This window comes from Arthrobacter sp. 05T423, from assembly GCF_056396245.1.
The window spans coordinates 52,194-74,851 of record NZ_JBFTLC010000012.1; the positions used below are offsets into that span (position 1 = coordinate 52,194).

General features: G+C 67.6%; 19 protein-coding genes. 4 read left to right on the plus strand and 15 right to left on the minus strand.

Annotation, left to right across the window (positions count from 1 at the left end):
• The first annotated feature begins 69 nt into the window (after window positions 1-69).
• Window positions 70-1,401, plus strand: a complete 1,332-nt coding sequence (locus AC1DFE_RS11235; RefSeq protein WP_476905955.1) for an HRDC domain-containing protein — start codon at window positions 70-72, stop codon at window positions 1,399-1,401.
• Between the two features lie 511 nt (window positions 1,402-1,912).
• A complete protein-coding gene (locus AC1DFE_RS11240; protein ID WP_476905956.1) occupies window positions 1,913-4,066 on the plus strand; it encodes a 3-hydroxyacyl-CoA dehydrogenase NAD-binding domain-containing protein in 2,154 nt (717 codons plus the stop codon).
• Between the two features lie 28 nt (window positions 4,067-4,094).
• Here AC1DFE_RS11240 and AC1DFE_RS11245 read toward each other — a convergent pair whose 3' ends face one another.
• From AC1DFE_RS11245 to AC1DFE_RS11300, 12 genes are all read right to left on the minus strand, one after another.
• Entirely contained in the window at window positions 4,095-5,636 is a 1,542-nt protein-coding gene (locus AC1DFE_RS11245; RefSeq protein WP_476905957.1) for an ABC transporter ATP-binding protein, read from the minus strand.
• Window positions 5,633-6,406, minus strand: a complete 774-nt coding sequence (locus tag AC1DFE_RS11250) for an energy-coupling factor transporter transmembrane component T family protein (protein WP_476905958.1) — start codon at window positions 6,404-6,406, stop codon at window positions 5,633-5,635. The genes AC1DFE_RS11245 and AC1DFE_RS11250 overlap by 4 nt, the downstream gene beginning before the upstream one ends.
• 19 nt (window positions 6,407-6,425) lie before the next feature.
• Window positions 6,426-7,247 carry an ECF transporter S component gene (locus tag AC1DFE_RS11255; protein ID WP_476905959.1) on the minus strand — a complete coding sequence of 274 codons (822 nt, stop codon included), beginning with the start codon at window positions 7,245-7,247 and terminating at the stop codon, window positions 6,426-6,428.
• A gap of 120 nt (window positions 7,248-7,367) precedes the next feature.
• Window positions 7,368-8,420: a nucleoside hydrolase gene (locus tag AC1DFE_RS11260; protein ID WP_476905960.1), complete on the minus strand. Its 1,053-nt coding sequence runs from the start codon at window positions 8,418-8,420 to the stop codon at window positions 7,368-7,370.
• Window positions 8,420-9,397, minus strand: coding sequence for an aldo/keto reductase (locus AC1DFE_RS11265; RefSeq protein WP_476905961.1), 978 nt, complete (start codon window positions 9,395-9,397; stop codon window positions 8,420-8,422). Before AC1DFE_RS11265 ends, AC1DFE_RS11260 begins: the two co-directional genes overlap by 1 nt.
• A gap of 71 nt (window positions 9,398-9,468) precedes the next feature.
• A complete protein-coding gene (locus AC1DFE_RS11270; RefSeq protein ID WP_476905962.1) occupies window positions 9,469-9,687 on the minus strand; it encodes a helix-hairpin-helix domain-containing protein in 219 nt (72 codons plus the stop codon).
• Between the two features lie 28 nt (window positions 9,688-9,715).
• Window positions 9,716-10,276: a hypothetical protein gene (locus AC1DFE_RS11275; protein ID WP_476905963.1), complete on the minus strand. Its 561-nt coding sequence runs from the start codon at window positions 10,274-10,276 to the stop codon at window positions 9,716-9,718.
• A complete protein-coding gene (locus tag AC1DFE_RS11280; RefSeq protein WP_476905964.1) occupies window positions 10,273-10,818 on the minus strand; it encodes a DUF402 domain-containing protein in 546 nt (181 codons plus the stop codon). Before AC1DFE_RS11280 ends, AC1DFE_RS11275 begins: the two co-directional genes overlap by 4 nt.
• Window positions 10,815-12,788 (minus strand): 1-deoxy-D-xylulose-5-phosphate synthase, encoded by a 1,974-nt coding sequence (gene dxs / locus AC1DFE_RS11285; RefSeq protein ID WP_476905965.1) that lies wholly within the window; start codon window positions 12,786-12,788, stop codon window positions 10,815-10,817. Before dxs ends, AC1DFE_RS11280 begins: the two co-directional genes overlap by 4 nt.
• A gap of 139 nt (window positions 12,789-12,927) precedes the next feature.
• Complete coding sequence (locus tag AC1DFE_RS11290; protein ID WP_476905966.1) at window positions 12,928-15,753, minus strand: aconitate hydratase; 2,826 nt, start codon at window positions 15,751-15,753, stop codon at window positions 12,928-12,930.
• A gap of 154 nt (window positions 15,754-15,907) precedes the next feature.
• Window positions 15,908-17,314 carry a class I SAM-dependent RNA methyltransferase gene (locus AC1DFE_RS11295; RefSeq protein WP_476905967.1) on the minus strand — a complete coding sequence of 469 codons (1,407 nt, stop codon included), beginning with the start codon at window positions 17,312-17,314 and terminating at the stop codon, window positions 15,908-15,910.
• On the minus strand, window positions 17,311-19,287 hold the full coding sequence (locus AC1DFE_RS11300; RefSeq protein WP_476905968.1) for an APC family permease: 1,977 nt from the start codon (window positions 19,285-19,287) through the stop codon (window positions 17,311-17,313). The genes AC1DFE_RS11295 and AC1DFE_RS11300 overlap by 4 nt, the downstream gene beginning before the upstream one ends.
• A 94-nt stretch (window positions 19,288-19,381) precedes the next feature.
• Between AC1DFE_RS11300 and AC1DFE_RS11305 the strand changes: the two genes are divergently transcribed.
• Window positions 19,382-20,053 (plus strand): potassium channel family protein, encoded by a 672-nt coding sequence (locus AC1DFE_RS11305; protein WP_476905969.1) that lies wholly within the window; start codon window positions 19,382-19,384, stop codon window positions 20,051-20,053.
• On the plus strand, window positions 20,054-20,863 hold the full coding sequence (locus AC1DFE_RS11310; RefSeq protein ID WP_476905970.1) for a potassium channel family protein: 810 nt from the start codon (window positions 20,054-20,056) through the stop codon (window positions 20,861-20,863).
• Here the strand turns inward: AC1DFE_RS11310 and AC1DFE_RS11315 are convergent.
• From AC1DFE_RS11315 to AC1DFE_RS11325, 3 genes are read right to left on the minus strand one after another with little or no spacing between them, the layout of a single operon-like run.
• Complete coding sequence (locus AC1DFE_RS11315; protein WP_476905971.1) at window positions 20,833-21,588, minus strand: DUF3159 domain-containing protein; 756 nt, start codon at window positions 21,586-21,588, stop codon at window positions 20,833-20,835. The two genes, AC1DFE_RS11310 and AC1DFE_RS11315, sit on opposite strands and share 31 nt — an antisense overlap.
• The gene (locus AC1DFE_RS11320) at window positions 21,585-21,914 is read right to left on the minus strand and encodes a hypothetical protein (RefSeq protein WP_476905972.1); all 330 of its coding nucleotides are present in this window, start codon (window positions 21,912-21,914) and stop codon (window positions 21,585-21,587) included. The genes AC1DFE_RS11315 and AC1DFE_RS11320 overlap by 4 nt, the downstream gene beginning before the upstream one ends.
• The gene (locus tag AC1DFE_RS11325) at window positions 21,907-22,620 is read right to left on the minus strand and encodes a DUF3710 domain-containing protein (RefSeq protein WP_476905973.1); all 714 of its coding nucleotides are present in this window, start codon (window positions 22,618-22,620) and stop codon (window positions 21,907-21,909) included. Before AC1DFE_RS11325 ends, AC1DFE_RS11320 begins: the two co-directional genes overlap by 8 nt.
• Window positions 22,621-22,658 lie beyond the last annotated feature (38 nt).

Below are 22,658 nucleotides of genomic sequence, written 5' to 3' on the forward strand. Positions count from 1 at the left end.
TCGACCTGTTGGGGTGCAAACCCGGCCCGGAACCGCCCTTGTGTCTCCTGCCGGTAAACTAGGGACATCATGACCCCTCAAAATCCGGATAACACCACAGCCGGCGCTCCGGCTGCTGAAAACACACCCCACATAACGGTGGAAGGCTTTGACAGCCGGGTCCCCGTTGTCATTGATCTCGATTCACCCCGCGACGGGGTGCCGCTGGTCATCGAAACCCAGGCCGGGCTGGAACGCTGCGCCGCCGCGATCGCCGCGGGAACGGGCCCGGCGGGCGTCGACGCGGAACGCGCGTCGGGCTTCCGCTACGGGCAGCGCGCGTTCCTCGTCCAGATCCGCCGGGAAGGTTCCGGCACCTGGCTGATCGACCCCGAGCCGTTCGAGGACCTGCGGATCATCAACGATGCCCTGCGTGGCGTCGAATGGATCCTGCACGCCGCCAGCCAGGACCTGCCGTGCCTGTCCGAGCTGGGCATGTGGCCGGACAAGCTCTTCGACACTGAACTTGCCGCCCGACTGGCCGGCCTTCCCCGCGTCGGCCTTGCGGCCGTGATCGAGCAACTGCTTGGCTTCGGCCTCGCCAAGGAGCACTCGGCAGCCGACTGGTCAACCCGCCCCCTGCCGGAACCCTGGCTCCGGTACGCAGCGCTCGACGTCGAAGTCCTGACGGAACTGCGCGAGGAACTCATCGAACTGCTCGAAGCGGACGGAAAACTGGAATTCGCCGAGCAGGAGTTCGCCGCGATCCTGTCCGCCGGGCTCGCACCGCCCAGGGTGGATCCTTGGCGGAAAACGTCCGGGCTTCACCAGATCAGGGACCGCCGCCAGCTGGCAGCGGTGCGTGAGCTGTGGCTGGAACGCGACGCCCTGGCCCAGAAACGCGATGTGGCACCGGGACGGCTCATCCCCGACTCAGCCCTCGTCGCCGCCGCCAAGGCGATGCCTACAACCGTGCCGCAACTGCTCGGCACCAAGGGGTTCCACGGCAGGGCCGCTCAGCGGGAGGCTCCCCGTTGGCTGCGGTGCATCGCCGCGGCCCGGGCGCTCGAAGACCTTCCCCCGCTCCACCTGCCCACGAACGCCCCACCGCCCCCACGGGTATGGGCCGACCGGGACCTCGCCGCCGCTGAACGGCTGCAGACCGCCAGGCCTTTGCTGCAGGACAAGGCGGACGAGCTCAAGCTCCCGCTCGAAAACCTGCTGACCCCGGACTATCTCCGCCGCGTCGCGTGGCGGCCACCGGCGGACCTCAGCGATGCCGCCATTGCCGAGGAACTGATCGGGCTCGGCGCCCGGGCGTGGCAGACCGGGCTGGTAGCTCCCCTCATCACTGCGGCGTTCCTCAACCCGCAGCCGCTTCCGCCCAAGGAAGCCAGGGAACCGAAGGAAACCTCCGCGTAGCAGGGCTGACTCCGATCAACGCAGAGCTGGGGCGGGCGGAACGCCACCAATGGCCGTCGAGCGGCGTGTTATGGTCAGCACCCGAAGGTGCGACAACGGGGTCATTCCGCCCGCCAGGTTCATTCTGCCTCAAATCCGCGGCATCATCCAGAGGTGTGACCTGCCCTTCTGAGTCCAGAGAATGTCGCGGCGCGCTTTTCGCTCGCCTAAGTGCCCAACTGAGTGGCAGCTCAGGGCGTTCCCAGAGCTGGGAACGCCCTGACCTGCTACCCAGTTCTAATTCTCGAGCGGAACAAAGAAACTTTTCGATCCGGTCCGTATGCGTACCTGTCGCAACAGCGCAGCCGCACTCAGGCATGCCACGCCTCAGCCAGTGCCGTGGTGGGGGTAGTGTCCCGGTTTAACAGCGCTTGCAGTCGATATTACTCACGAGTAACGTTGGGTTCACCGATGCCCGGTCCCGGCTGTCTGGGCACGGACCGGCCCGCCCGTCTCAACGAGGAGCCACAGAATGAGCGCCGCAGATTTCCGCAAGCTGGCCGATCTCTTCCCCGATGAGGCGGTCACTCACTCCTCCGTTCAGGATATTCACCTCCCGGCCAGGGACGGTCAGGCAAGCCCTGGCATCCTCGCCCTGATCACCCTGGACAACGGGCTGGGCCCTTCCAAGCCCACCACGCTTGGCCCCAACACCCTCGTGGAACTGGGCACCGTCCTCGAAGTGCTGCGCGAGCGGGCCGCCGCGGGCGAGATCGCGGCCGTGGGCGTGACGGGCAAGCCTAACTTCTTCGTTGCGGGCGCCGACCTGTCCGCGGTCACATCCCTGCGGGAGCGGGAACACGGACTGTGGATGGCGCAGCTGGGCCACGAGGTCTACGCCTCGCTGGCCAATCTCGGCGTTCCCAGTTTCGCCTTCATCAACGGCGTGGCCTTTGGCGGCGGCCTGGAGATCGCCCTGCACTCCACCTACCGCACCGTGTCCGCCGGCGCCGGGGCACTAGCTCTTCCCGAGGCCTTCCTGGGGCTGGTGCCCGGGTGGGGCGGCGTGTACCTGCTGCCGCGGCTGATCGGGCCAGAGAATGCCGTGAAGGTGATGATCGAGAACGCGCTGAATAACAACCGCACCCTGTCCGGCAGCGAAGCCTTCCAGCTCGGCATCGCGGATGCCCTGTTCGAACCGGAAGATTTCCTCGAACAGTCCCTCGCCTGGGCTGCGCGCGTTCTCACTGGCACAGCCCAGGAACGGCCCGCCGCCGTCGATCCCGCGGACCCAGCCGTTGCCGCCCGCTGGGCGGACGCGGTGGCTGCCGGCCGCGCCTTCGTGGAAACCAAAACGTCAAATGCCTCCCCCGCGCCGGCCGAGGTACTGAACCTCATGTCAGCCAACCGCACCATGACGCAGGCGGAGTCGGCCGCGCTCGAATGTGAAACGCTGGCCGGCCTCATGCAGACCGACGAGTTCCGTGCCACCGTCTACGCCTTCCTCGACCTCGTCCAGAAACGGGCCAAGCGGCCCGCCGGCGCCCCAGCCCGCGAGCTCGCCAGGCCCGTCACGAAGATCGGCGTGGTGGGCGCCGGCCTGATGGCCAGCCAGCTCGCTCTGCTGTTCGCGCGCCAGCTCGGGGTTCCCGTGGTCCTGACCGACATCGACCAGGACCGGGTGGACAAGGGAGTCAGCTACGTCCACAACGAAGTGGACAAGCTGGCCGCGAGGGGCCGGCTGGGCAGCGACGCCGCCACCCTGATTAAGTCGCTCGTGACGGGGTCGGTTTCCAGGGAGCCGTTCGCGGACGCGGACTTCGTCATTGAGGCGGTGTTCGAGGAACTCAACGTCAAGAAGCAGGTGTTCGCCGAGCTGGAAGCCATCATCCGGCCTGACTGCATCCTCGCTACCAACACCTCCTCACTGTCCGTGACGGCCATGGCTGCGGACCTGCGGCATCCCGGGCGCCTAGTGGGATTCCACTTCTTTAATCCCGTGGCCGTCATGCCGCTTCTGGAAATCGTTCGGGCACCGAAGACCGACGACGCCGTGCTGGCCACGGCCTTCGAACTCGCCAAGGGCCTAAAAAAGTCGGCTGTCCTGGTCAAGGATGCCCCGGCGTTCGTGGTCAACCGAATCCTGCTGCGTCTCCTGGGCGAAGTCACGGCCGCCTTCGACGAGGGCACGCCAGCCGCGGTTGCGGACGCCGCGCTGCGCCCCATGGGACTTCCCATGACGCCGTTCACCCTCCTCGCCATGGTTGGACTTCCTGTGGCCCAGCATGTGCAGGAATCCCTGCACGCTGCCTTCGGGGATCGTTTCCCGGTCTCGCAGAACCTGCAGAAACTGGTCGATAACAACGTTCGGTCCCTGTGGTCCGCGGCTGAGGACGGCCGGCAGGAAATCCCTGAAGCCACCTCGGCCCTGATGTCCTTCGGCAGCGCACCGTCAACTGCAGACCATGTGCTGCGCCGGACCCAGTACGCCCTGGCCGAAGAGGTTGGGCTGATGCTCGAAGAGGGCGTGGTGACCGCGCCCCAGGACATCGACTTGTGTATGATCCTGGGCGCTGGCTGGCCGATGTTCCTGGGCGGGATCACCCCCTACCTCGACAGGGTGGGAGCCTCGGAGCGCGTCAACGGCAAGAGGTTCCTGCCGGCTGGCGCAGCATCCCGTTCCTGACGCTGGCCCCTGCGCCTGAAGGAGCCGGTCAGTGCGGCCGGAGCCTGCCGCCGTCGAGCCTGAGAAGCCGGTGGGCGTGACACTTAGCAAACGCGAGGTCGTGCGTGACCATCACGACGGCGGCGCCGCGGCCGGCCGCCGCTGACATGGCGGCCGTGAGCCGCTCCAGGCCGTGGGCGTCCAGCGCCACCGTGGGTTCGTCGAGCGCCAGGACGGACGGTTCGCGCGCCAGGACGGTGGCGAGGGCCAGCAGCCGCTGGCCTGAGGCCGGTAGCTCATGGGGATGGGCGTTGCCCCTGGCTTCAAGGCCGACGGCCGCCAAGGCTGCGCTTGCCCGTTCCGGCGCCTCGGGACCAAAAAGGCGGTCCAGCCCGAACAGCACCTCCCGCAGCACGGTCCGCTCGAACAGCTGGTCATGGGGGTGCTGGAACAGGAGCCCCAGCCGGCGGGCCACCAGGCCCGTGGGAACCCCGGCAATGGACTCGCCGACCACCCTGACGTCGCCGCGAAGCGGCCGGTACAGGCCGTTGAAGAGCCGGAGCAGCGTGGACTTGCCGGCACCGTTGGGCCCAGTGACGGCCACGATCTCCCCGGGCATCACCTGCAGGTTCGCATCTTCCAGGAGCAGGCAGTCCCCCGACGCAGGCTGGCCTGCCCCGAAACCGAACGCCACGTCCGCCAACTCCAAAGCAGCCGGGGATCCGGCAGCTAGCTCCGCCACGGGAAGCGCCTGCAGCGCGGGAGGCGGCGGCACCGGCTCCCGCGAAGTAACCACGACGCCGGACTCAGCCAGCGCCCCTCCCCGCAGGATCCGGCCAGGCGGTCCTGCGGCCGTCACCTTCCCGTCCTTCAACACCATCCAGCGCTCCGCCGCGCGGGTCAGCTCATCGGCGTGCTGGCTCAGCACCACAACGGCGGTACCCCGGGCCAGCTCAGCATGCACGAGCTCAACCACGGTCCGGATCCCGGCTTCATCGAGGGATTCCAGCGGCTCGTCGAGGACCAGGACGCCTGGCCCGTCCACCACGGCGCAGCCCACCGCCAAACGTCGGAGCTCTCCCCCGGACAGTGTTGCGGGATCCCGCTGAAAGAGCCCGTCGAGCCCTGTCCGGCGGGCAATATCGGCCACGGTCCGCACCATCTCGTCGCGCGGGACGCCGCGGTTCTCCAGGCTGAAGGCGAGTTCCTCCTCCACCGTTGCGCGCACCGCCGAAAGCATGGACGCTGCGTCCTGCGGCACGTAGCCGACGTGCCGTGCCCACGCCCCGGGGTCGATCCGCGGATCATCAGGTGCTCCGGAAAAGCGCAGCGGCCTGCTGCCCTCCGGGTATCCGGCCACCTCCAGCTGCAGAGTGCCGGCCAGCGTTCCGTCGCGCCCGCCGAGCAGCCACGCCCCGAGCAGGCGTCCCAGCGTGGATTTTCCGCTGCCGGATCCGCCCAGCACCGCCGTCAGCGTGCCCGGAACGGCGGCCACCTCCACACCGTGCAGTGCCGGGCTGGCATCGCCGTGATACGAAAACGAGGCAATGGCCGCCAGCAGCGTGGTTGCCGCAGTCCTGTCCGCGATCATCCAGGTCCTCCCCCGGAAGCGGCTCCGGCCAACAGTGAATCGGCGATCCGCCAGCCGACGGACGCCAGGGCCAGCAGGATGGCGATAACGCGGAAGCTTGCCTGGGCGGCTGAATCGGGGACCTCCGTGTAGCTGGTCCGCGGACCGGCGCCCCTGAACCCCCGCGCGTCGAGGGACTGGGCCCGGATCCCGGCGTCGTGCACCAGGCCGAGCACCAGCGGAACCATCTGCAGCCGGATGGCCGCAACCCGGCTGCCGAACCCCCGCCCCACCACGAGTCCTCGTGACTCCTGCGCCTGCCGGACCTTGTCCAGCCGTGCCGCGACCAGCGGGGCAAGCAGCAGCGTGGAGGCCAGCACATACCCGACCTGCGGCGGGACACGGCGGGCCGTCAGGGCGGCAACCAGCTCGGGGACCCTCACGCTGAAGGAAAACACCATCAGAACCAGGACGAAGGCGGCGGTCCGGAGCCCCATCTGCAGGGCGAAGGCCAGCCCTTCGGCTGTGACCCGGGCCGGTCCCCAGCTGGCCAGCACGGTGTGCCCCTCCGGGAAGAAGAGGCCGTGGATCAGCAGCAGCGAAAGCCAGAAGGGCACAATGATGGCTCCCGCGGCCAGGAGGACCCGCCGCACCGTGCCCGCTGCGGCGGACAGCAGCACTGCGCCGACGGCAACGGTGAGGGAAACCGCCCAGCTGGCGGCCGCCGTCGTCATGACCAGGACGGCGGCGGCGGCCGTCAGCTCCGTCAGCGGGTTGAGGCGTGCGGCCACCTGAGCGGGAGTTCCGGGATCAGGAATTCCGCGCAGCCGGCTCCTTGCCGGCCAGGACGCGGAAGCGGCGGACGAACGGGAACTGGAACGTGGTGCGCCGCGGCAGGGCGTAGACCAGCATGGCGGCAATAGCGAAGACGATGGCTTTGTCCATGGGGTCGGAAATCAGGGCCTGCTTGGTGATGGCCGCCAGCAGCGTGTCACCCATGGCCCGGAAGGCGCTGACGATCGCACCGGTGCCCGCACCGGACGTGCCCCCGAAAACGAAGGCTGCAATGGGCGCGGACACCACGCCGGCGATGATACCGGTGACGAAGCCGGCAACCGGGGCCAGGTAAAAACGACGGAACAAACCGTAGCGGGCGGCCACACCGGCCAGGAAGCCGATCAGCGCCGCGCCCGCAGCGAACGGCAGGACAGTCGGGTTGAAGAACGACCAGACGATACTGCTCAGCGCGCCGGTGGCGGCGCCGGCCGCGGGCCCGGCCAGGACGGCGATGAGCACGGTGCCGATGGAGTCGAGGTAGAACGGCAGGCCACTGGTGCCCATGAGTTGTCCCAGCACGATGTTCAGGACCAGCGCCACGGGGATGAGCACCACGGTGGATGTGGGCAGGGTGGGGAGCACGCCCACGATCAGCAGGAGGGCGCCAATGAGGAAGCCGCCCAGAGCGACGAGCGAGGAAACGCTGCCGAGCCCGCCCGCGATGTCGGCCGGTTGGGTCAGGACCAGGAAGATGAACGTGGCGGCGATTGCAGCGGCGCCGAGCAGTTCGAGCAGCCTGCGCCGGCGGACGGTCTTCCGGTCCGTGGGCGGAAGGGTCAGGGACGGCTGTGACATGGTGGATCCTTAGGCTGAAAACGGCGGGTCCCGCACCCGTGGCGTGATGTTCCGCATGCGCGGAAGCGGCGCCTAATGTCACCTCGGCGCGGCTACCATCCTACCGACCCATGGGCCCGGCTAGCTACGGCCCCGATGGCTTGAAGAACCCTGCCCCACCGCGGCCGCCAGCGCGCCCACCGAGGAGATCAGCTCGTCGAAGCACTGCGCGGGGTCGTTGGAGGTGACGATCCTGGCATTGGACGGCTCCTTCCAGATGCCGCGGAAATCGGCGACGGTGGTTCCGACCAGGCGGGGCGACTCCGTTTCGACGTGTACGGTGGCAGGCCGCGCCCCGTAGGGAGTGCGCCCGATGGCCGCGGCGGCGGCGAAGGCGTCATGCATGTGCGCGATGAAGCCCTGGTCGTAGAGCCGGTGGAACTCCATGTAGAAGCGGATGGCATCCGAGAGGCACGCCACGAGCGGGTTCCCCGAGCGGCTGCGCTGGCCTTCCGGCTGCTCGGGCAGCACGAGTTCGGGTCCGCTTCCCGCGGCCTCGGCAAGCCGCTGCAGGTGCTCGGGCCGCAGCTCGATGCGTTCCGTGGTCTCGAGCCCACACACCACCGGAAGGTTCTCCTCCGGGAGACCGCTGTAGGCCGCGAAGACTTCGGCGGCAGCGTGCGGGTCCACGGAAACGTTCCACTCCGCCGTCGGCGTCGTGTTGCCTTGGTAGTTGAAGCAGCCGCCCATGATGACCAGCCCTTTGAGCAGTTTGGGCAGGTCCGGTTCAGCCCGCAATGCCAGCGCGAAGTTGGTCAGCGGCCCGGTGATGAGCCCGGTGATCTCGCCCGGGCGCGCCCGGGCCGTTTCCACCCACACATCCACAGCATGCCGCGGGGAGATCTCCTGCATCGGCGGCGGGAGCTCGGCATAGCCGATCCCCTGCGGGCCGTGGGTTTCCTCCGTGGTGACCAGCGGGATCTCCAGGGGCACTTCCGCGCCCACGGCGACTTCAATGCCTGCCCTGCCGCAGAGTTCCAGCAGCGCGAGGTTGTTCAGTGCCACCTGGCGGGCACCCACGTTCCCGGCCGTGCACGTGATGGCCTCTATCCGGACCTCCGGCCGGGACAGCAGGTAGACCAGCGCGAGGGCGTCGTCGATGCCGGTATCAACATCCATCAGGATGGAGGGCATCAGAACAGGGCCACCTTGGGGATCTGCGGGAAGATGGCATCCAGTTCGTCGAGTTCGGTCCGGTCCGGCACCCAGGCCACCGCACCCGCGTTCTGCCGGACCTGCTCCGGATGGGTGGCGCCGGCAATTACGCTGCCGACCGAGGGCTGCGCCGCCAGCCAGGAGAAGGCCACCTGAACTTCGGTCAGGTCGCGGGCCGCGGCGAAGGCACTGAATGCCTTGAGCTGCTGCCAGTCGGCGTCGTGCACCAGGTTGGTCCGCGTGTGGCTGAGGCGTGAACCTTCAGGTGCCTGGTCCTGCGCATACTTGCCGGTCAGGAGGCCGTTGGCCAGCGGGAAGTACGGCAGTACACCCAGCCCGTAGGCCTCCGCCGCCGGGGTGACCTCCTGCTCGGCGCGGCGGTCCAGCAGGTTGTAGTGGTTCTGCGCGGAGATAAACCGGGCGCCGCCGCGGGCGCGTGCCACGAATTCGGCCTCGGCGATCTGCCAGCCGGCGCGGTTCGAGTGGCCGATGTAGCGCACCTTGCCGCTGGTGACGAGGTCGTTCAGCGCGTCGAGTGTCTCCTCGATCGGCGTCAGGGGGTCGGGCGTGTGGAACTGGTACAGGTCGATGTAGTCGGTGCCCAGCCGGCGCAGGGAGGCCTCCGCGGCCCGGATGACATAGCGCCGTGAACCGCGGGCGCCGAAGTCCTCCCCGTTGGCTCCGCGCATGTCCATGCCGAACTTGGTGGCCACCACGACGTCGTCACGCCTGGCCCCCAGGGCCCTGCCGAGCATCGTTTCGCTGAGTCCCGGTTCACGGCCGTAGGTGTCCGCGACGTCGAACAGCGTCACTCCGGCGTCGAGGGCGGCATGCACGACGGCGTCCGTGCCCTCCTGTGATTCGGTCACCGTGTTTGCCCGGCCCAGGTTGTTGCAGCCCAGGCCCACGACGGAGACAGTCAGCCCGGATTTTCCAAGACGGCGGTATTCAGTCATGGAATCACCCTATAACGGCGCAGGCGGCAGCCTTCGCGGCCGGCCTTTCCGGGCCCGGCTGGGGAACCTGCTTAGGCGGAGGCGAACTCCAGGCCGTGCTCCTCCAGCGCATCCTGAAGCTGGGCCAGGGTCCGCGGGCAGATGCCCGGCAGCGCGGTCAGCTGGCGCCGCCCGAACTGGGCCAGCTGCTCAAGGGACTCCACGCCGGAATGGGCGAGGATTCTGCGGTCGGGCGAGGCGAGGCCCCGCGGAAGCGGCGTGCGGCCCGGCTGGGCTGACTTCTTCGTCATGTGCTGCCTTCCTTGTGCGTGAACTGCTTTAGAGGGTGAAGCCGGTCACCTGCTTGGGTGAATGCTTGAGCTTGAGGGCGGAGAGGTCGCTGAACGGGGCGGCACCAATGCTCAGTTTCGTGAAGTCCAGGTCCTCGCCCCGGATGCAGACCTTGATCGCGTTCACGGCCTTGTTCACGTCCGGGCAAAGGCAGAAGATGTTGAGCTTGGCGTCGCTGAATTCCGAGCGGTCCACCACGCCCAGGCCGCGCCAGGCGAGGTGGCCGGAGAGTGCGTCCTTCGCCTTTTCCTCCAGGTAGCGGTCGCGGCTGGTGCCCTCGCGGGTCTTCAGCGCGTACTGGGCCACCACCCAGTACTGTTGCTCCTCGGGAATCTCCGCGTAGCCGTCCTCGGTGCACGCCATCTCGAAGGCGTCCATCAGGCGCTCAGCGGCCGCGGCGTCCGGCACGTCGGTCTCCTGGGTCTTGCTCTGGTGCCCCACGGCGCCGTGGTTCGTGACGAACTGGCTGTAGTCCTCGTCGTACCAGGCTTCGCGGAACAGAAGCGCTCCCTCGTCGTCGCGCTTGTATACCCGGATAATTCCGCTCATGCCCGTCCTCTCGTAAACCAACTGGTGTCTGTGCCGTCAAACGGCGCGTCCTGGCCCTTGACGGCAAGGAACAGGGCGTCGCACTCGGCCTGCATGGCGCGCACCAGCGTCTCAGGATACTCCATGCGCAGCCGGTGCTCGGCGAACTCGTCCTCGTCGTCAACGAACACGCCGCGCTTCACTGAGCGGATCACGTCGAGGTCCATGTCGATGACATGGAATTCCGTCACGCCGGGCTTGATCCTGCGCCACTCGTGGCCGGTGGCCAGGTCGACGTAGACGCGGAAGTCGCCCGGATAGGTGTCGTCGTAGAAAGTCACCACGAAGTCGCCGGTCCGCGGAACCAACAGCACGGCATCGGATGCCGTGTAGAAGGCGGCGCCGGGCCGGGAGCAGAACTCGTTGGCCGGCTGGAAAATCCACCAGCCGTGCCGGTCCTCGCCGAGGTACCGGCCGGGCACCACCCAGTGTGCCGAGCCGTCCCATTTGCGGTTGCGGGACACCACCAGTTCCCCCGGCTGCAGGGATGCGGGCTCCCTCACAGTTTGGGCAGGCTTCCGGTGGTGGGGTGCTCCTGGCCGGGCAGCGGACGGGCGAACGGGACCTTGGTCCCGAGAACCTGGGCAACGACGTCGTGAGTGATCTGCTGGGCGGTGAGGCCCACGCGCTCCAGCACCTGGCTCCGGGTACCGTGGTCCAGGAACTCGACCGGCAGGCCCACCTCGTTCAGTGCGGTGTCCACGCCGGCGGCGCGCATCTCCTGGCGGATCCTGGAGCCGACTCCCCCGGCCCGGACGCCGTCCTCGATGCAGATGACCAGCCGGTGCCTGGCGGCCAGGGCGATGATTGACTTCCGCACCGGGAGGACCCAGCGCGGGTCCACGACGGTGGAGCTGATGCCCTGCGCGCCCAGCCGGTTGGCGACGTTCAGCGCAAGCTCGGACATGGCGCCCACGCTGACGATCAGGACGTCGTTCTCGGTGGACCCGGCCGGGCGGCGGGACAGCACGTCCACGCCGTCGGCGAGCCGTTCGATGGCCTCGACTTCGGCCCCGACCGTTCCCTTGGAATAGCGGATGACCGTGGGAGCGTCCTCGACGGCGACGGCTTCGCGCAGCTCCTCGCGCAGCCGTGTGGCGTCGCGCGGCGCGGCCAGGTGCAGCCCGGGAACGATCTGGACCATGGCCATGTCCCACATCCCGTGGTGGCTTGCGCCATCTGGACCGGTGACGCCGGCGCGGTCCAGGACCACGGTCACACCGGCCTTGTGCAGGGCGACGTCCATCAGCAGCTGGTCGAAGGCGCGGTTGAGGAAGGTGGCGTAGACGGCGACCACAGGGTGCAGTCCACCGAATGCCATGCCCGCGGCGGAGGTGAGGGCGTGCTGTTCGGCGATGCCGACGTCGAACACGCGTTCCGGGTGCCGTGCCGCGAACTTGTGCAGCCCCACCGGGATGAGCATGGCGCCGGTGATGCCCACGATGTCCTTGCGCTCGTCGGCGATGTCCGCGATTTCATCGGCGAAGACCGACGTCCAGGACTTCGCGCCGCCGGCCTCGGCGGGCTCACCCGTCTCGGGGTCGATAATCCCGACGGCGTGGAACTGGTCCGCTTCATGGGCGCGGGCCGGCGCGTAACCGTGGCCCTTCTCGGTCATGGCGTGCACGATGACCGGGCCGGCGTAATTCTTGGCCGTGGACAGGGCGTGTTCCATGGCCTGGAGGTTGTGGCCATCCACCGGGCCGATGTACTTCATGCCGAGGTCCTCGAACATGCCCTGCGGGGCCCACCAGTCCTTGATGCCCTTCTTCATGGCGTGCAGGCTCTTGTAGGTGAACTGGCCGGCGGGGCCGCCGTTCTGGAGGCGTTTCTTCCACCAGTCCAGGGCGCCCTCGTAGGCGGGGGCGGCGCGGAGGGAGTCGATGGTGGGGCGCAGGGACGCCAGGTAGTCGGCAAAGCCGCCCACGGTCGGCGCGTAGGAGCGGCCGTTGTCGTTCACGACGATCACGACGCGGCGCTTCTTGTCCGCCGCGATGTTGTTGATGGCTTCCCAGGCCATGCCGCCGGTGAGGGCACCGTCACCGACGACGGCCACGACGTACCGGTCGCCGTCGCCGGTCAGCTGGCGGGCGCGTGAAATGCCGTCAGCCCAGGAGAGCGAGGACGAGGCGTGGGAGCTCTCGACGATGTCATGCTCGGACTCGGCACGGTCAGGGTAGCCGGACAGGCCGCCCTGCTGGCGGAGGGTGCTGAAGTCATGCCGCCCGGTGAGGAGCTTATGCACGTATGACTGGTGGCCGGTGTCGAAGACGATGCTGTCGCGGGGCGAATCGAAGATCCGGTGCACGGCCATGGTCAGTTCAACGACGCCGAGGTTGGGACCCAGGTGCCCTCCCGTCTGGGAGACGTTGCCAATCAGGAATTCCCTGACCTCTGCGGCCAGCTGATCCAGCTGCGCCGCGGACAACTTGCTCAGGTCCTGCGGATTCCGGATGGTCTCCAAGATTCCCAACGGCCCCTCCTTCGGCTGGTAGACATGCCTATTAACTCTAACGCCTCTGCGCCTGCAGCAACGCAGAGGCCCCGGCCGGTCAGCTGACCGGCCGGGGCCTTATCGTTCTGCTTGCCGGGACACGCCCGGCTAGGTCTCGCTAGTTAGCGGAGATCTGGCGCAGAACGTACTGCAGGATGCCGCCGTTGCGGTAGTAGTCCGCTTCACCCGGGGTGTCGATGCGGAGCACTGCGTCGAAGGACTTGGCGGAGCCGTCGTCGGCGGTGGCGGTGACCTTGAGGGTCTTGGGCGTGGTGCCTTCGTTCAGGGCAGTGACGCCCTCAACCGCAAAGCTTTCCGTACCCGTCAGGCCCAGCGTGGCAGCGGATTCGCCGGCCGGGAACTGCAGCGGAAGAACGCCCATGCCGATGAGGTTGGAGCGGTGGATGCGCTCGTAGCTCTCGGCGACGACGGCCTTGACGCCCAGCAGCGCCGTGCCCTTGGCTGCCCAGTCACGGGACGAACCGGAGCCGTACTCCTTGCCCGCCAGGACCACCAGCGGGGTGCCGGCTGCCTGGTAGTTCTGAGCGGCGTCGTAGACGTAGGCCTGTGGGCCGTCAGCCTGGGTGAAGTCGCGGGTGAAGCCGCCCTCCACGCCGTCCAGGAGCTGGTTCTTGATGCGGATGTTCGCGAACGTGCCGCGGATCATGACCTCGTGGTTGCCACGGCGCGAGCCGTAGGAGTTGAAGTCCTTGCGCTCCACACCGTTGGCCAGCAGGTACTGGCCGGCAGGGGTGTCGGACTTGAACGAACCGGCCGGGGAGATGTGGTCCGTGGTGACGGAGTCGCCGAGCTTGAGCAGCACGCGGGCGCCGGTGATGTCCTGTACGGGCTCCGGCTGGGCCTTCATGCCCTCGAAGTACGGGGGCTTCCGGACGTACGTGGACTTCGGGTCCCAGGCGAAGGTATCGCCGGCGGGGGTGTCGAGCGCCTTCCAGCGGGCGTCGCCCTCGAAGACTCCCTCGTAGCCCCTGGCGAACATCTCCTTGTCGATGGAGGAGTGGATGACTTCCTGGACCTCGACCGGGTTGGGCCAGATGTCCTTGAGGAAGACGTCGTTGCCTGCTTCGTCCTTGCCCAGGGGGTCGGTGTCGAAGTCGAAGTCCATGGAACCGGCCAGGGCGTAGGCGATGACCAGCGGCGGGGAGGCCAGGTAGTTCATCTTGATGTCCGGGTTGATGCGGCCTTCGAAGTTGCGGTTGCCCGAGAGCACGGCGCTGACGGCGAGGTCGTTGGCCTGGATGGCCTCGGAGATCTCGGTTTCCAGCGGGCCCGAGTTGCCGATGCAGGTGGCGCAGCCGTAGCCCACGATGTAGAAGCCCAGCTTCTCCAGGTACGGGGTGAGGCCCGACTTCTCGTAGTAGTCGGTGACTACCTTGGAGCCCGGGGCGACCGAGGTCTTTACCCACGGCTTGGCGGTGAGGCCCTTGTTTACGGCGTTGCGGGCCAGCACAGCGGCGGCAAGCATGACCGAGGGGTTGGACGTGTTGGTGCAGGAGGTGATCGACGCGATGGTCACCGCTCCGTGGTCCAGGTCGAACTCGCGGCCGTCTTCCATCTTCACGGCGACGGGGCTGGAAAGCCGGCCTTCGGCGCCGTGCGCGGCGGAGTACTTCGGGGGAACGCGGTCGGAGTCGGTCACGTGCGTGGCGCCGGTGGTGAAGGATGGCGGGTCGGAGGCCGGGAAGCTTTCCTCCAGCGACTCGTCCAGCGAGCCGGCGTCGGCGTCGTGGGTGACATAGTTCTTGAGGTCGTGGCGGAATTCGTCCTTGGCCTCAGTCAGCTCGATGCGGTCCTGCGGACGCTTCGGGCCGGCGATCGAAGGAACCACGGTGGAGAGGTCCAGCTCGAGGTACTCGGAGAAGCGCAGTTCGCGGGAAGGATCGTGCCAAAGGCCCTGCTCCTTGGCGTAGGCCTCCACCAGGGCAACGTTCTCGTCGGGCCGGCCGGTGAGGCGCAGGTAGTCGAGGGTGACGTCGTCGATCGGGAACATGGCGGCCGTGGAGCCGAACTCCGGGCTCATGTTGCCGATGGTGGCGCGGTTGGCCAGCGGCACCGCGGCAACGCCTTCGCCGTAGAATTCCACAAACTTGCCAACAACACCGTGCTTTCGCAGCATCTCGGTGATGGTGAGCACCACGTCGGTGGCGGTGGCACCGGCAGGGATGCTGCCGCTGAGCTTGAAGCCGACCACGCGCGGGATCAGCATGGAAACCGGCTGGCCCAGCATGGCAGCCTCAGCTTCGATGCCGCCGACGCCCCAGCCGAGCACACCCATGCCGTTGACCATGGTGGTGTGCGAGTCAGTGCCGACGCAGGTGTCGGGGTACGCGCGCAGCGCGCCGTCCACTTCGCGGGTCATGATGGTGCGGGCCAGGTACTCGATGTTGACCTGGTGCACGATGCCGGTTCCCGGCGGGACAACCTTGAAGTCGTCGAACGCGGTCTGGCCCCAGCGCAGGAACTGGTAGCGCTCACCATTGCGCTGGTATTCGATCTCCATGTTGCGCTCCAGTGCGCCGGAGTTACCGAAGACGTCGATCTGGACGGAGTGGTCAATCACCATCTCGGCCGGAGCAAGCGGGTTCACCCTCTTTGGATCGCCGCCGAGCTCCTTCACTGCCTCGCGCATGGTGGCAAGGTCCACCACGCAGGGAACACCAGTGAAGTCCTGCATGATCACGCGGGCAGGCGTGAACTGGATTTCGGTGTCGGGCTGGGCATTGGGGTCCCATCCTGCCAGGGCCCGGACGTGATCGGCGGTGATGTTCGCGCCGTCCTCGGTCCTCAACAGGTTTTCAAGCAATACCTTGAGGCTGAACGGAAGGTTTTCTGAACCTTCAACGGAGTTCAACCGGAAAATTTCGTATTCGGTTCCGGCTACATTAAGTTTGCCTTTTGAACCGAAGCTGTCCACAGTGCTCATCGCAGGACTCCTCTCGCAACAGTTTCATCTTTGTCGCGCGGTAGACCGCTTGCTAGTTAGGTCATCCTAACTAGTACAAGGTCATACACAAGAGCATGGGGTCAGCCGAGAATACGGCGCGCGACGCGGGACTACTACGCCCATCCTAGCCACATCACCCGCGGGGAGTCAGCAGTGCGACCGTCTCCAGGTGGTGCGTGTGCGGGTACAGGTCGAAGGCCCGCAGCCCCGCCAGTGACCAGCCGCCCTGTTGGAAGTAACCAATGTCGCGTGCGAACGACGACGGGTCGCAGGACACATAGGCTATGGCGCGAGGACTTGAGGCAATGAGCTGGCTCACAACGGCCTTGCCCGCGCCGGCGCGCGGCGGGTCCAGCACCAGGGCGTCGAACTGGCGCGGCCGCTGCCGGAGCACCCGTTCCACCTTGCCCTGCACGATCTCCACCTGCGGGGCGCCGTGCAGGTTTTTCCGGGCGTCCCGGCTGGTGCCCGGGGCGCCCTCCACCGACAGCACGGACCCGGTCTCCCCCACCGCGTCGGCCAGCGGGGCCGTGAACAGCCCCGCGCCGGCGTAGAGGTCCGCCACCGCTGCACCGGGTTCCAGGAAACCGCCCTCGCGCAGGAATTCCGTGACCGCCCCCACCAGCGTTTCCGGTGCATCGCGGTGGATCTGCCAGAAGCCCGCCCCCGTGACCCGGTAGTCGTGGCCGGCCGCGGATTCCTGCACCCAGGTCCGGCCGCGGAGCTGCAGCGTCTCATTCTTGAGGGGATCGTAGCTGGCCACGGACACGTCCGCCGGAAGCTGGGACAGGATGGAGTTCAGCCGCTTGGCGCGGGTTCCGGGGGCGGGGGCCAGCAGGACGAGCGGCCGCGAGCCGTTCGCGGGGGCGGCCACCTCCACGCGGTCAATGCCCTGCAGGTCCACGTCCCACAGCCGCAGGGCGTTGATCCCGTCGACGGCCAGCGGCATCTCCCGGACGGGGATCACCTGGTCGGAGCGGTGGGCGTGCATGCCAAGCCGGCCGCCGCCGGTGACGGCAAAGCTGGCGCGCGTTCGCCACGCAAGGCCCGCCCCGCCGTCGTCCGCTGTTCCGGCACCGTCCGCTGTTCCGGCACCGTCCGCTGTTCCGGCACCGTCCGTTTTTCCACTGCCCGCGGGTTCCACTTCCGGGGAAAGTTTGACGCCGGCCAGCCGGCTGAGCTGTTCGGCCAGCACCTCCGCCTTGAGGCTCCGCTGGCGCGGCAGCGACACGTGGCCGAGTTCGGCGCCGCCCACCGGCGGGCGCCCCTTTGCCCAGGAGCTGGCGGAATCGGCGGTCCGCCAGAAGTGCTGCACCCGGTCCGGCGAAGCGTCCAGGACCTCCACAACATCCGCGCGCCAGAACTTGGCCTTGTCTTCGGCGTCGGTGAGCCGGACCCGCACCCGCTCGCCCGGAATGCCGTGGCGGACGAAGACCACGCGGCCCTCGTGGCGGGCAACGCAGTGTCCGCCGTGGGCCACCGGGCCGACGTCGACGACCAGTTCGAGTCCGGTGGAAGTGGTCTGGGTGTCCGGGCTCATTGAATGTCCTGCAGTCTCTTGGCTTCTTCGGATGATTTGAGCTGCCAGGGGACGCTGGCAACCATGACGCCGGGCTCAAAATGGAGCCGGGTCTTGATGCGGAGGGCTGTCTGGTTGTGCACCAGCTGCTCCCACCATTTGCCCACCACGTACTCCGGAATGTAGACGACGATGAGGTCCCGGGGCGAGTCGCGGCGCATGTTCTTGATGTAGTCCATGATCGGCGTGACCGTCTCGCGGTAGGGGCTGGCGAGGATGGTCAGCGGAACCGGGATCTCCAGTTTCTCCCAGTCGGCGAGGGTGTGCGCTGTCTCCTCGGCGTTGATGTCCACGGTGATGGCGTCCAGCCGCGACGGCCGGGAGGCACGCGCATAAGCAAGGGCGCGGAGCACCGGCTTGCGGACATGGGACACCAGCAGCACGGCGTGGACCCGGGTGGGCAGGGCGCGGGGTGAGGAGTCCTCATCGACGGCGAGCTCCTTGGCCACGTTGTCATAGTGGGCTCGGATGCTCCACATGATGAGGAACAGGATGAACATGGCGAGCAGGGCAATCCAGGCACCCTGTTCAAACTTGGTGATTAGCACGATCACCAGCACCAGCGCGGTCATGCCGAAGCCGGTCATGTTGATGGTGCGCGACTTGATGATCCTGCGCCGGACGGCCTTGTCCTTGGCCAGTTTCAGCTCCCGGCCCCAGTGCCGGACCATGCCCAGCTGGCTGGCTGTGAAGGAGATGAAAACACCGACGATATACAGCTGGATGAGCTTGGTCACATCCGCGTTGAACGACACGATGAGCACCAGGGCCCCGGCGGCCAGGGCAAGCACGCCGTTGCTGAAGGCGAGCCTGTCGCCGCGGGTGCGCAGCTGCCGGGGCAGGTAGCCGTCCTGGGCGAGGATGGAGCCCAGCACCGGAAAGCCGTTGAAGGCCGTGTTGGAGGCAAAGACGAGGATGACGCCCGTGGCCGCGACCACGATGTAGAAGGGAATTGAGCCGGCGCCGAAGATGGTCTGCGCAATCTGGCTGATGGCCGGGTTCTGGATGTAGCCCTCGGGCAACGGCTGCCCGTTGAGCAGGAATTCGGTGGCCGGGTCCAGCACGATGTGGACCTTGGTGGCGTTGGCCAGGTAGATGATGCCCGCCAGCATGGCCGAGGCGATGATCCCGAGCAGCAGCAGCGTGCTGGCCGCGTTTTTGCTCTTCGGTTTCTGGAAGTTCGGCACGCCGTTGCTGATCGCCTCCACGCCGGTCAGGGCGGCGGCGCCTGACGAGAAGGCGCGCAGCAGCAGGAACGCGCCGGCGAGGCCCACGAGTCCCTGGTCGAAGTCGGGTGAGGGGACAATCGTGAACGCGGCCGACGGCGCCTGGCCCAGCTGGCCGGTGGCAGCCTGGAAGACGCCGACGACGGTCATGCCCAGGATGGACGCCATGAAGATGTACGTGGGCACCGCGAAGACGCTGCCGGCTTCCTTGATGCCGCGCAGGTTGACGAGCGCCAGGACCACCACGCCGATGGTGGCGATTATGGCTTGCCGGCCATGCAGGGAGGGAATAGCGGTGGTGAGGTAGGCGGCCGCGGAGGACATGGACACGGCAACGGTCAGGACGTAGTCCACCAGCAGGGCCGCGGCGACCGTCAGGCCGGCGTACTTGCCCAGGTTCTCGTTGGCGATCTCGTAGTCCCCGCCGCCGGACGGATAGGCGTGGACGTTCTGCCGGTAGGACGCCACCACCGTGAGCAGGACCACCATGACGGCGAGGCCTACGAGCGGGGATATTGTCACCGCGCTTACGCCGGCCAAAGCCAGCGTGAGGAGAATCTCATCGGGGGCGTAGGCAACGGAGGACAATGCATCCGAGGCGAAAATGGGCAGCGCGATCCTCTTGGGCAGGAGAGTGTGGGCCATCCTGTCGTTCCGGAAGGGCCTTCCCACCAGCACGCGCTTCACGGCATTCAGAATTGTCAGCACCACACAAAGTTAGTCTGATTCGCACGCGATGTCATGGCAGGTTTCCGGCGGTAGAGTCTTACGGAGCAGTCGGCGAGAGTTGAGGAGAGAACGCGTGGCGCACTTCGTGATCATGGGTTGTGGACGCGTCGGGGCCACCTTGGCGCACACGCTGGAGGATGCCGGCCACTCGGTGGCCATCATCGACCAGGACGACCGCGCCTTCCGCCGCCTCCGCTCGGGCTTCACCGGCCGGAAAGTCACCGGCGTCGGCTTTGACCGCGACACCCTGAAGCAGGCGGGCGTTGCGGACGCCTATGCCTTTGCTGCCGTGTCCAGCGGCGACAACTCCAACATCCTGGCCACCAGGGTGGCGCGTGAGACGTTCCATGTGCCGCACGTGGTGGCCCGCATCTACGACCCCGGCCGCGCCGAGATCTACCAGCGGCTGGGCATTCCCACCGTGGCCGCGGTGCGCTGGAGCGCCGATCAGGTCCTGCGCCGCATCCTTCCCGAACAGCACCTTGCCGGGGACTTCCGCGACCCCTCGGGCCGGCTCGTGCTGGCCGAACTTGACCTCCACCCGGAGTGGGTGGGGCATCCGGTGTCCTCCATCGAAAAGGTGGCCGACGTCCGGGTCGCCTACCTGACCCGGTTCGGCGAAGGGATACTGCCGGCCGCGGGCACCTCCTACCAGGACGGCGACACGGTGCATGCCATGCTGCGGGTGGACCGCACGTCCGACGTCGCCCACATCCTCGCCAAAGCACCCGCCAAGGAGTCCTAAGTGAAAGTCGTCATCGTCGGGGCCGGAAGCGTCGGCTCCTCGATTGCCCGTGAGCTGCTGGCCCACAAGCACGAGATTCTGCTCATTGACCTCAAGCCCGAAGTGATCGGGCGCAGCGGACTGCGCGGGGCGCACTGGCTGGTGGGCGACGCCTGCGAGCTGAGCACCCTGCAGGATGCGAAGCTCGAGGACGCGGATGTGGTGGTTTCCGCCACGGGCGATGACAAGGTGAATCTCGTCGTCTCACTGCTGGCCAAGACCGAGTTCGGCATCGGGCGCACCGTGGGCCGCGTAAACAACCCGAAGAACGACTGGATGTTCAATGACTCCTGGGGCGTGGACGTTGCCGTGAACACGCCGCAGCTCATGACGGCCCTGGTGGAGGAAGCCGTGGAAATCGGCGACCTGGTCCGGCTGCTGACCCTGCAGACAGGGGTGTCGTCCATCGTCGAGTTCACGGTGCCGCATGACTCGCACGCCATCGGGCTGACTGTTGGCGACATCGACTGGCCGGAGGACTCCACGCTGGTGGCCATACTGCGGGACCAGGCGCCGATCACGCCCAGCCGGGACGACGTCATTGACGGCGGCGACGAACTGTTCTTCGTCACCACCATCGCCGCCGAAAACCAGCTGCGCGAGCTGCTGTCGCCGGGCTCCAGCGAGGGGCGCGGGTTGAGTGAAGCGTACGGCTCCGGCGGAGAGCAGGAGTCAAGCGCAGAGCAGGGCGGTGCGGCTGCGTATTCGGCCCCGGCCGCTGCAGGCCACGCCGCGGCAGATCAGTTGGACGACGACGGCTTCGACGGCTGACCGTCGGGCGTTGCCGCGGGCCGGGTGATGAGCCAGGCGATCCACACGCCGAGGATGTACAGCGGTGCGCCCATGATGAGCCTGGTGGTGGCCAGCGCCGCCAGCCCGTCCGGGCCCATCAGGTAGAGGGGAACCTGCACCAACAGCCGCAGCACCAGCACACCGACGATGATCCAGGTGCCCAGCCGGTAGGCGCGCACGCGCGCCGGGTCCTTGCGCCAGTCCAGACCCTCATTCCGGATGAACCCGAACAGCAGGCCCGCGATCGGCCAGCGGACCGCTATGGAGATGACCATCGCCACAATGTAGGCGGCATTGGTCAGGAATCCCGGAAGGTAGAAGTCCTCGGCCTTGCCCGTGGTGTTGGCAAGCCACGCGGAAATGCCCACGCCGACAACTCCGGCCAGGGCCTGGGTCAGCGGGCGGCGCTGTACGAGCCGGACCACGGTAAAGACGGCGGCCGTGGCCAGCGCGGCAATGAGCGAGGGCGTCAGCGCGCTGGTGGCGGTAAACGAGACCAGGAAGACGAGGCCGGGCAGGATGCTCTCGGCGATTCCCTGGTAACCGCCGGCGCTCTTCAGAACGTCGATGCGGCCGTCATGGGTGCGGTGCAGCCCGGCCTTGGACGCGTAGTCTTCGGCGAGTCCCGCAAAGCCGGGGGCCTCGGGGGCGGGCTTGGGTTCCTCGCGGCCCGCTGCGGATTCCGGGTTCTCAGGCAAAGTCATTGGTTCTCCTGGCGGGACAGTATCTCGTAGCGGGGGTTGAACATGGTGGGCAGGCCTTCCCTGACGGTGAGCATGCCTTCGAGCTTGAGTTCCGTCCCGGCGTCGATCCCCGGAATCCGACGGCGGCCCAGCCAGATGACGCGCAGCCGCCCGGGCCGCTGCGCGGCCGGTGCGTCGTGATCCGAGACGATGGCCGTGAAGGCTGCCACCTGCGATGGGGGCGCGTAGGTCACCGACTCAATAAATCCATGGCACAGGATGCGCCCGCGCTCCGGCAGCCCGCGGATGGGTACCGCCTGGTACTGCGGGCCGCCTGCGTCAACCAATCTGGGTGATTTCCGGCCCGCGCTCGGGCTGCTGGAGGTCCGGCCCTGCAGGGGGCACCGGTCCCGCAGCGTCCTTGGGCAGGCGCAGCTGCAGCAGGTCGCGGGGCGGCATCGGGTTCTCGCCCCGAATGACCACGATCTTCCGGAACAGGTCCTCAAGGCCCGCCGCCGCTTCACGGTCCAACGCTGCCTCGCCGCCGAAGACGCCCCGGAGGAACCAGCGGGGACCGTCGACCCCGACAAAACGGGCAACCCGGTACCCCTGGCTGCCGTCGGCCGCGCCCGCCGGCAGCTTGGCCACGAGTTCCACGCCGTAGTCCCCCGGAGTCTCCTCAACCTGGCCGCCCTGGCCGCCGACAGACTGCCCGATCTGCTCCCGGATCTCGTCCCAGAGGCCTTCCGAGCGGGGCGCGGCGAACGCCTGCAGCTGCAGGCTTGACCCCTCCAGATCCATGGTTACAGCGACGACCCGCTGCGTTGCTTCCTCGACCTCAAGCCGGAGCTGAAGTCCGTCGCGGGGGGCGATGAGAAGGGCGCCGAGGTCCACATAGCCGTCGCGGCTGCTGATTTCGGAGACGTCGAAAGGGCCGATGGCCCTGCGGCGGTCCGCAGCATTTTCGCCCGGATCCGGGCTAACATCCTCCTGGACGTCCTCCGGCTCTGCCGGTTCCTGTTTCCTGGCTTTCTTGCCCCGCCCAAAAACCATGCGTTGTCTCCTTAGTTGTGATCGTGTCGCTCGCCCCG

Bases quoted from the DNA above. Each gene is read 5' to 3' on its own strand.
- AC1DFE_RS11275 (WP_476905963.1), bottom strand. From the start codon at position 10,276: ATGAGCGGAATTATCCGGGTATACAAGCGCGACGACGAGGGAGCGCTT.
- AC1DFE_RS11235 (WP_476905955.1), top strand. From the start codon at position 70: ATGACCCCTCAAAATCCGGATAACACCACAGCCGGCGCTCCGGCTGCT.
- AC1DFE_RS11315 (WP_476905971.1), bottom strand. From the start codon at position 21,588: ATGACTTTGCCTGAGAACCCGGAATCCGCAGCGGGCCGCGAGGAACCC.
- AC1DFE_RS11260 (WP_476905960.1), bottom strand. From the start codon at position 8,420: ATGCCCTCCATCCTGATGGATGTTGATACCGGCATCGACGACGCCCTC.
- AC1DFE_RS11270 (WP_476905962.1), bottom strand. From the start codon at position 9,687: ATGACGAAGAAGTCAGCCCAGCCGGGCCGCACGCCGCTTCCGCGGGGC.
- AC1DFE_RS11325 (WP_476905973.1), bottom strand. From the start codon at position 22,620: ATGGTTTTTGGGCGGGGCAAGAAAGCCAGGAAACAGGAACCGGCAGAG.
- AC1DFE_RS11240 (WP_476905956.1), top strand. From the start codon at position 1,913: ATGAGCGCCGCAGATTTCCGCAAGCTGGCCGATCTCTTCCCCGATGAG.
- AC1DFE_RS11290 (WP_476905966.1), bottom strand. From the start codon at position 15,753: ATGAGCACTGTGGACAGCTTCGGTTCAAAAGGCAAACTTAATGTAGCC.
- AC1DFE_RS11255 (WP_476905959.1), bottom strand. From the start codon at position 7,247: ATGTCACAGCCGTCCCTGACCCTTCCGCCCACGGACCGGAAGACCGTC.
- AC1DFE_RS11245 (WP_476905957.1), bottom strand. From the start codon at position 5,636: ATGATCGCGGACAGGACTGCGGCAACCACGCTGCTGGCGGCCATTGCC.
- AC1DFE_RS11265 (WP_476905961.1), bottom strand. From the start codon at position 9,397: ATGACTGAATACCGCCGTCTTGGAAAATCCGGGCTGACTGTCTCCGTC.
- AC1DFE_RS11295 (WP_476905967.1), bottom strand. From the start codon at position 17,314: ATGAGCCCGGACACCCAGACCACTTCCACCGGACTCGAACTGGTCGTC.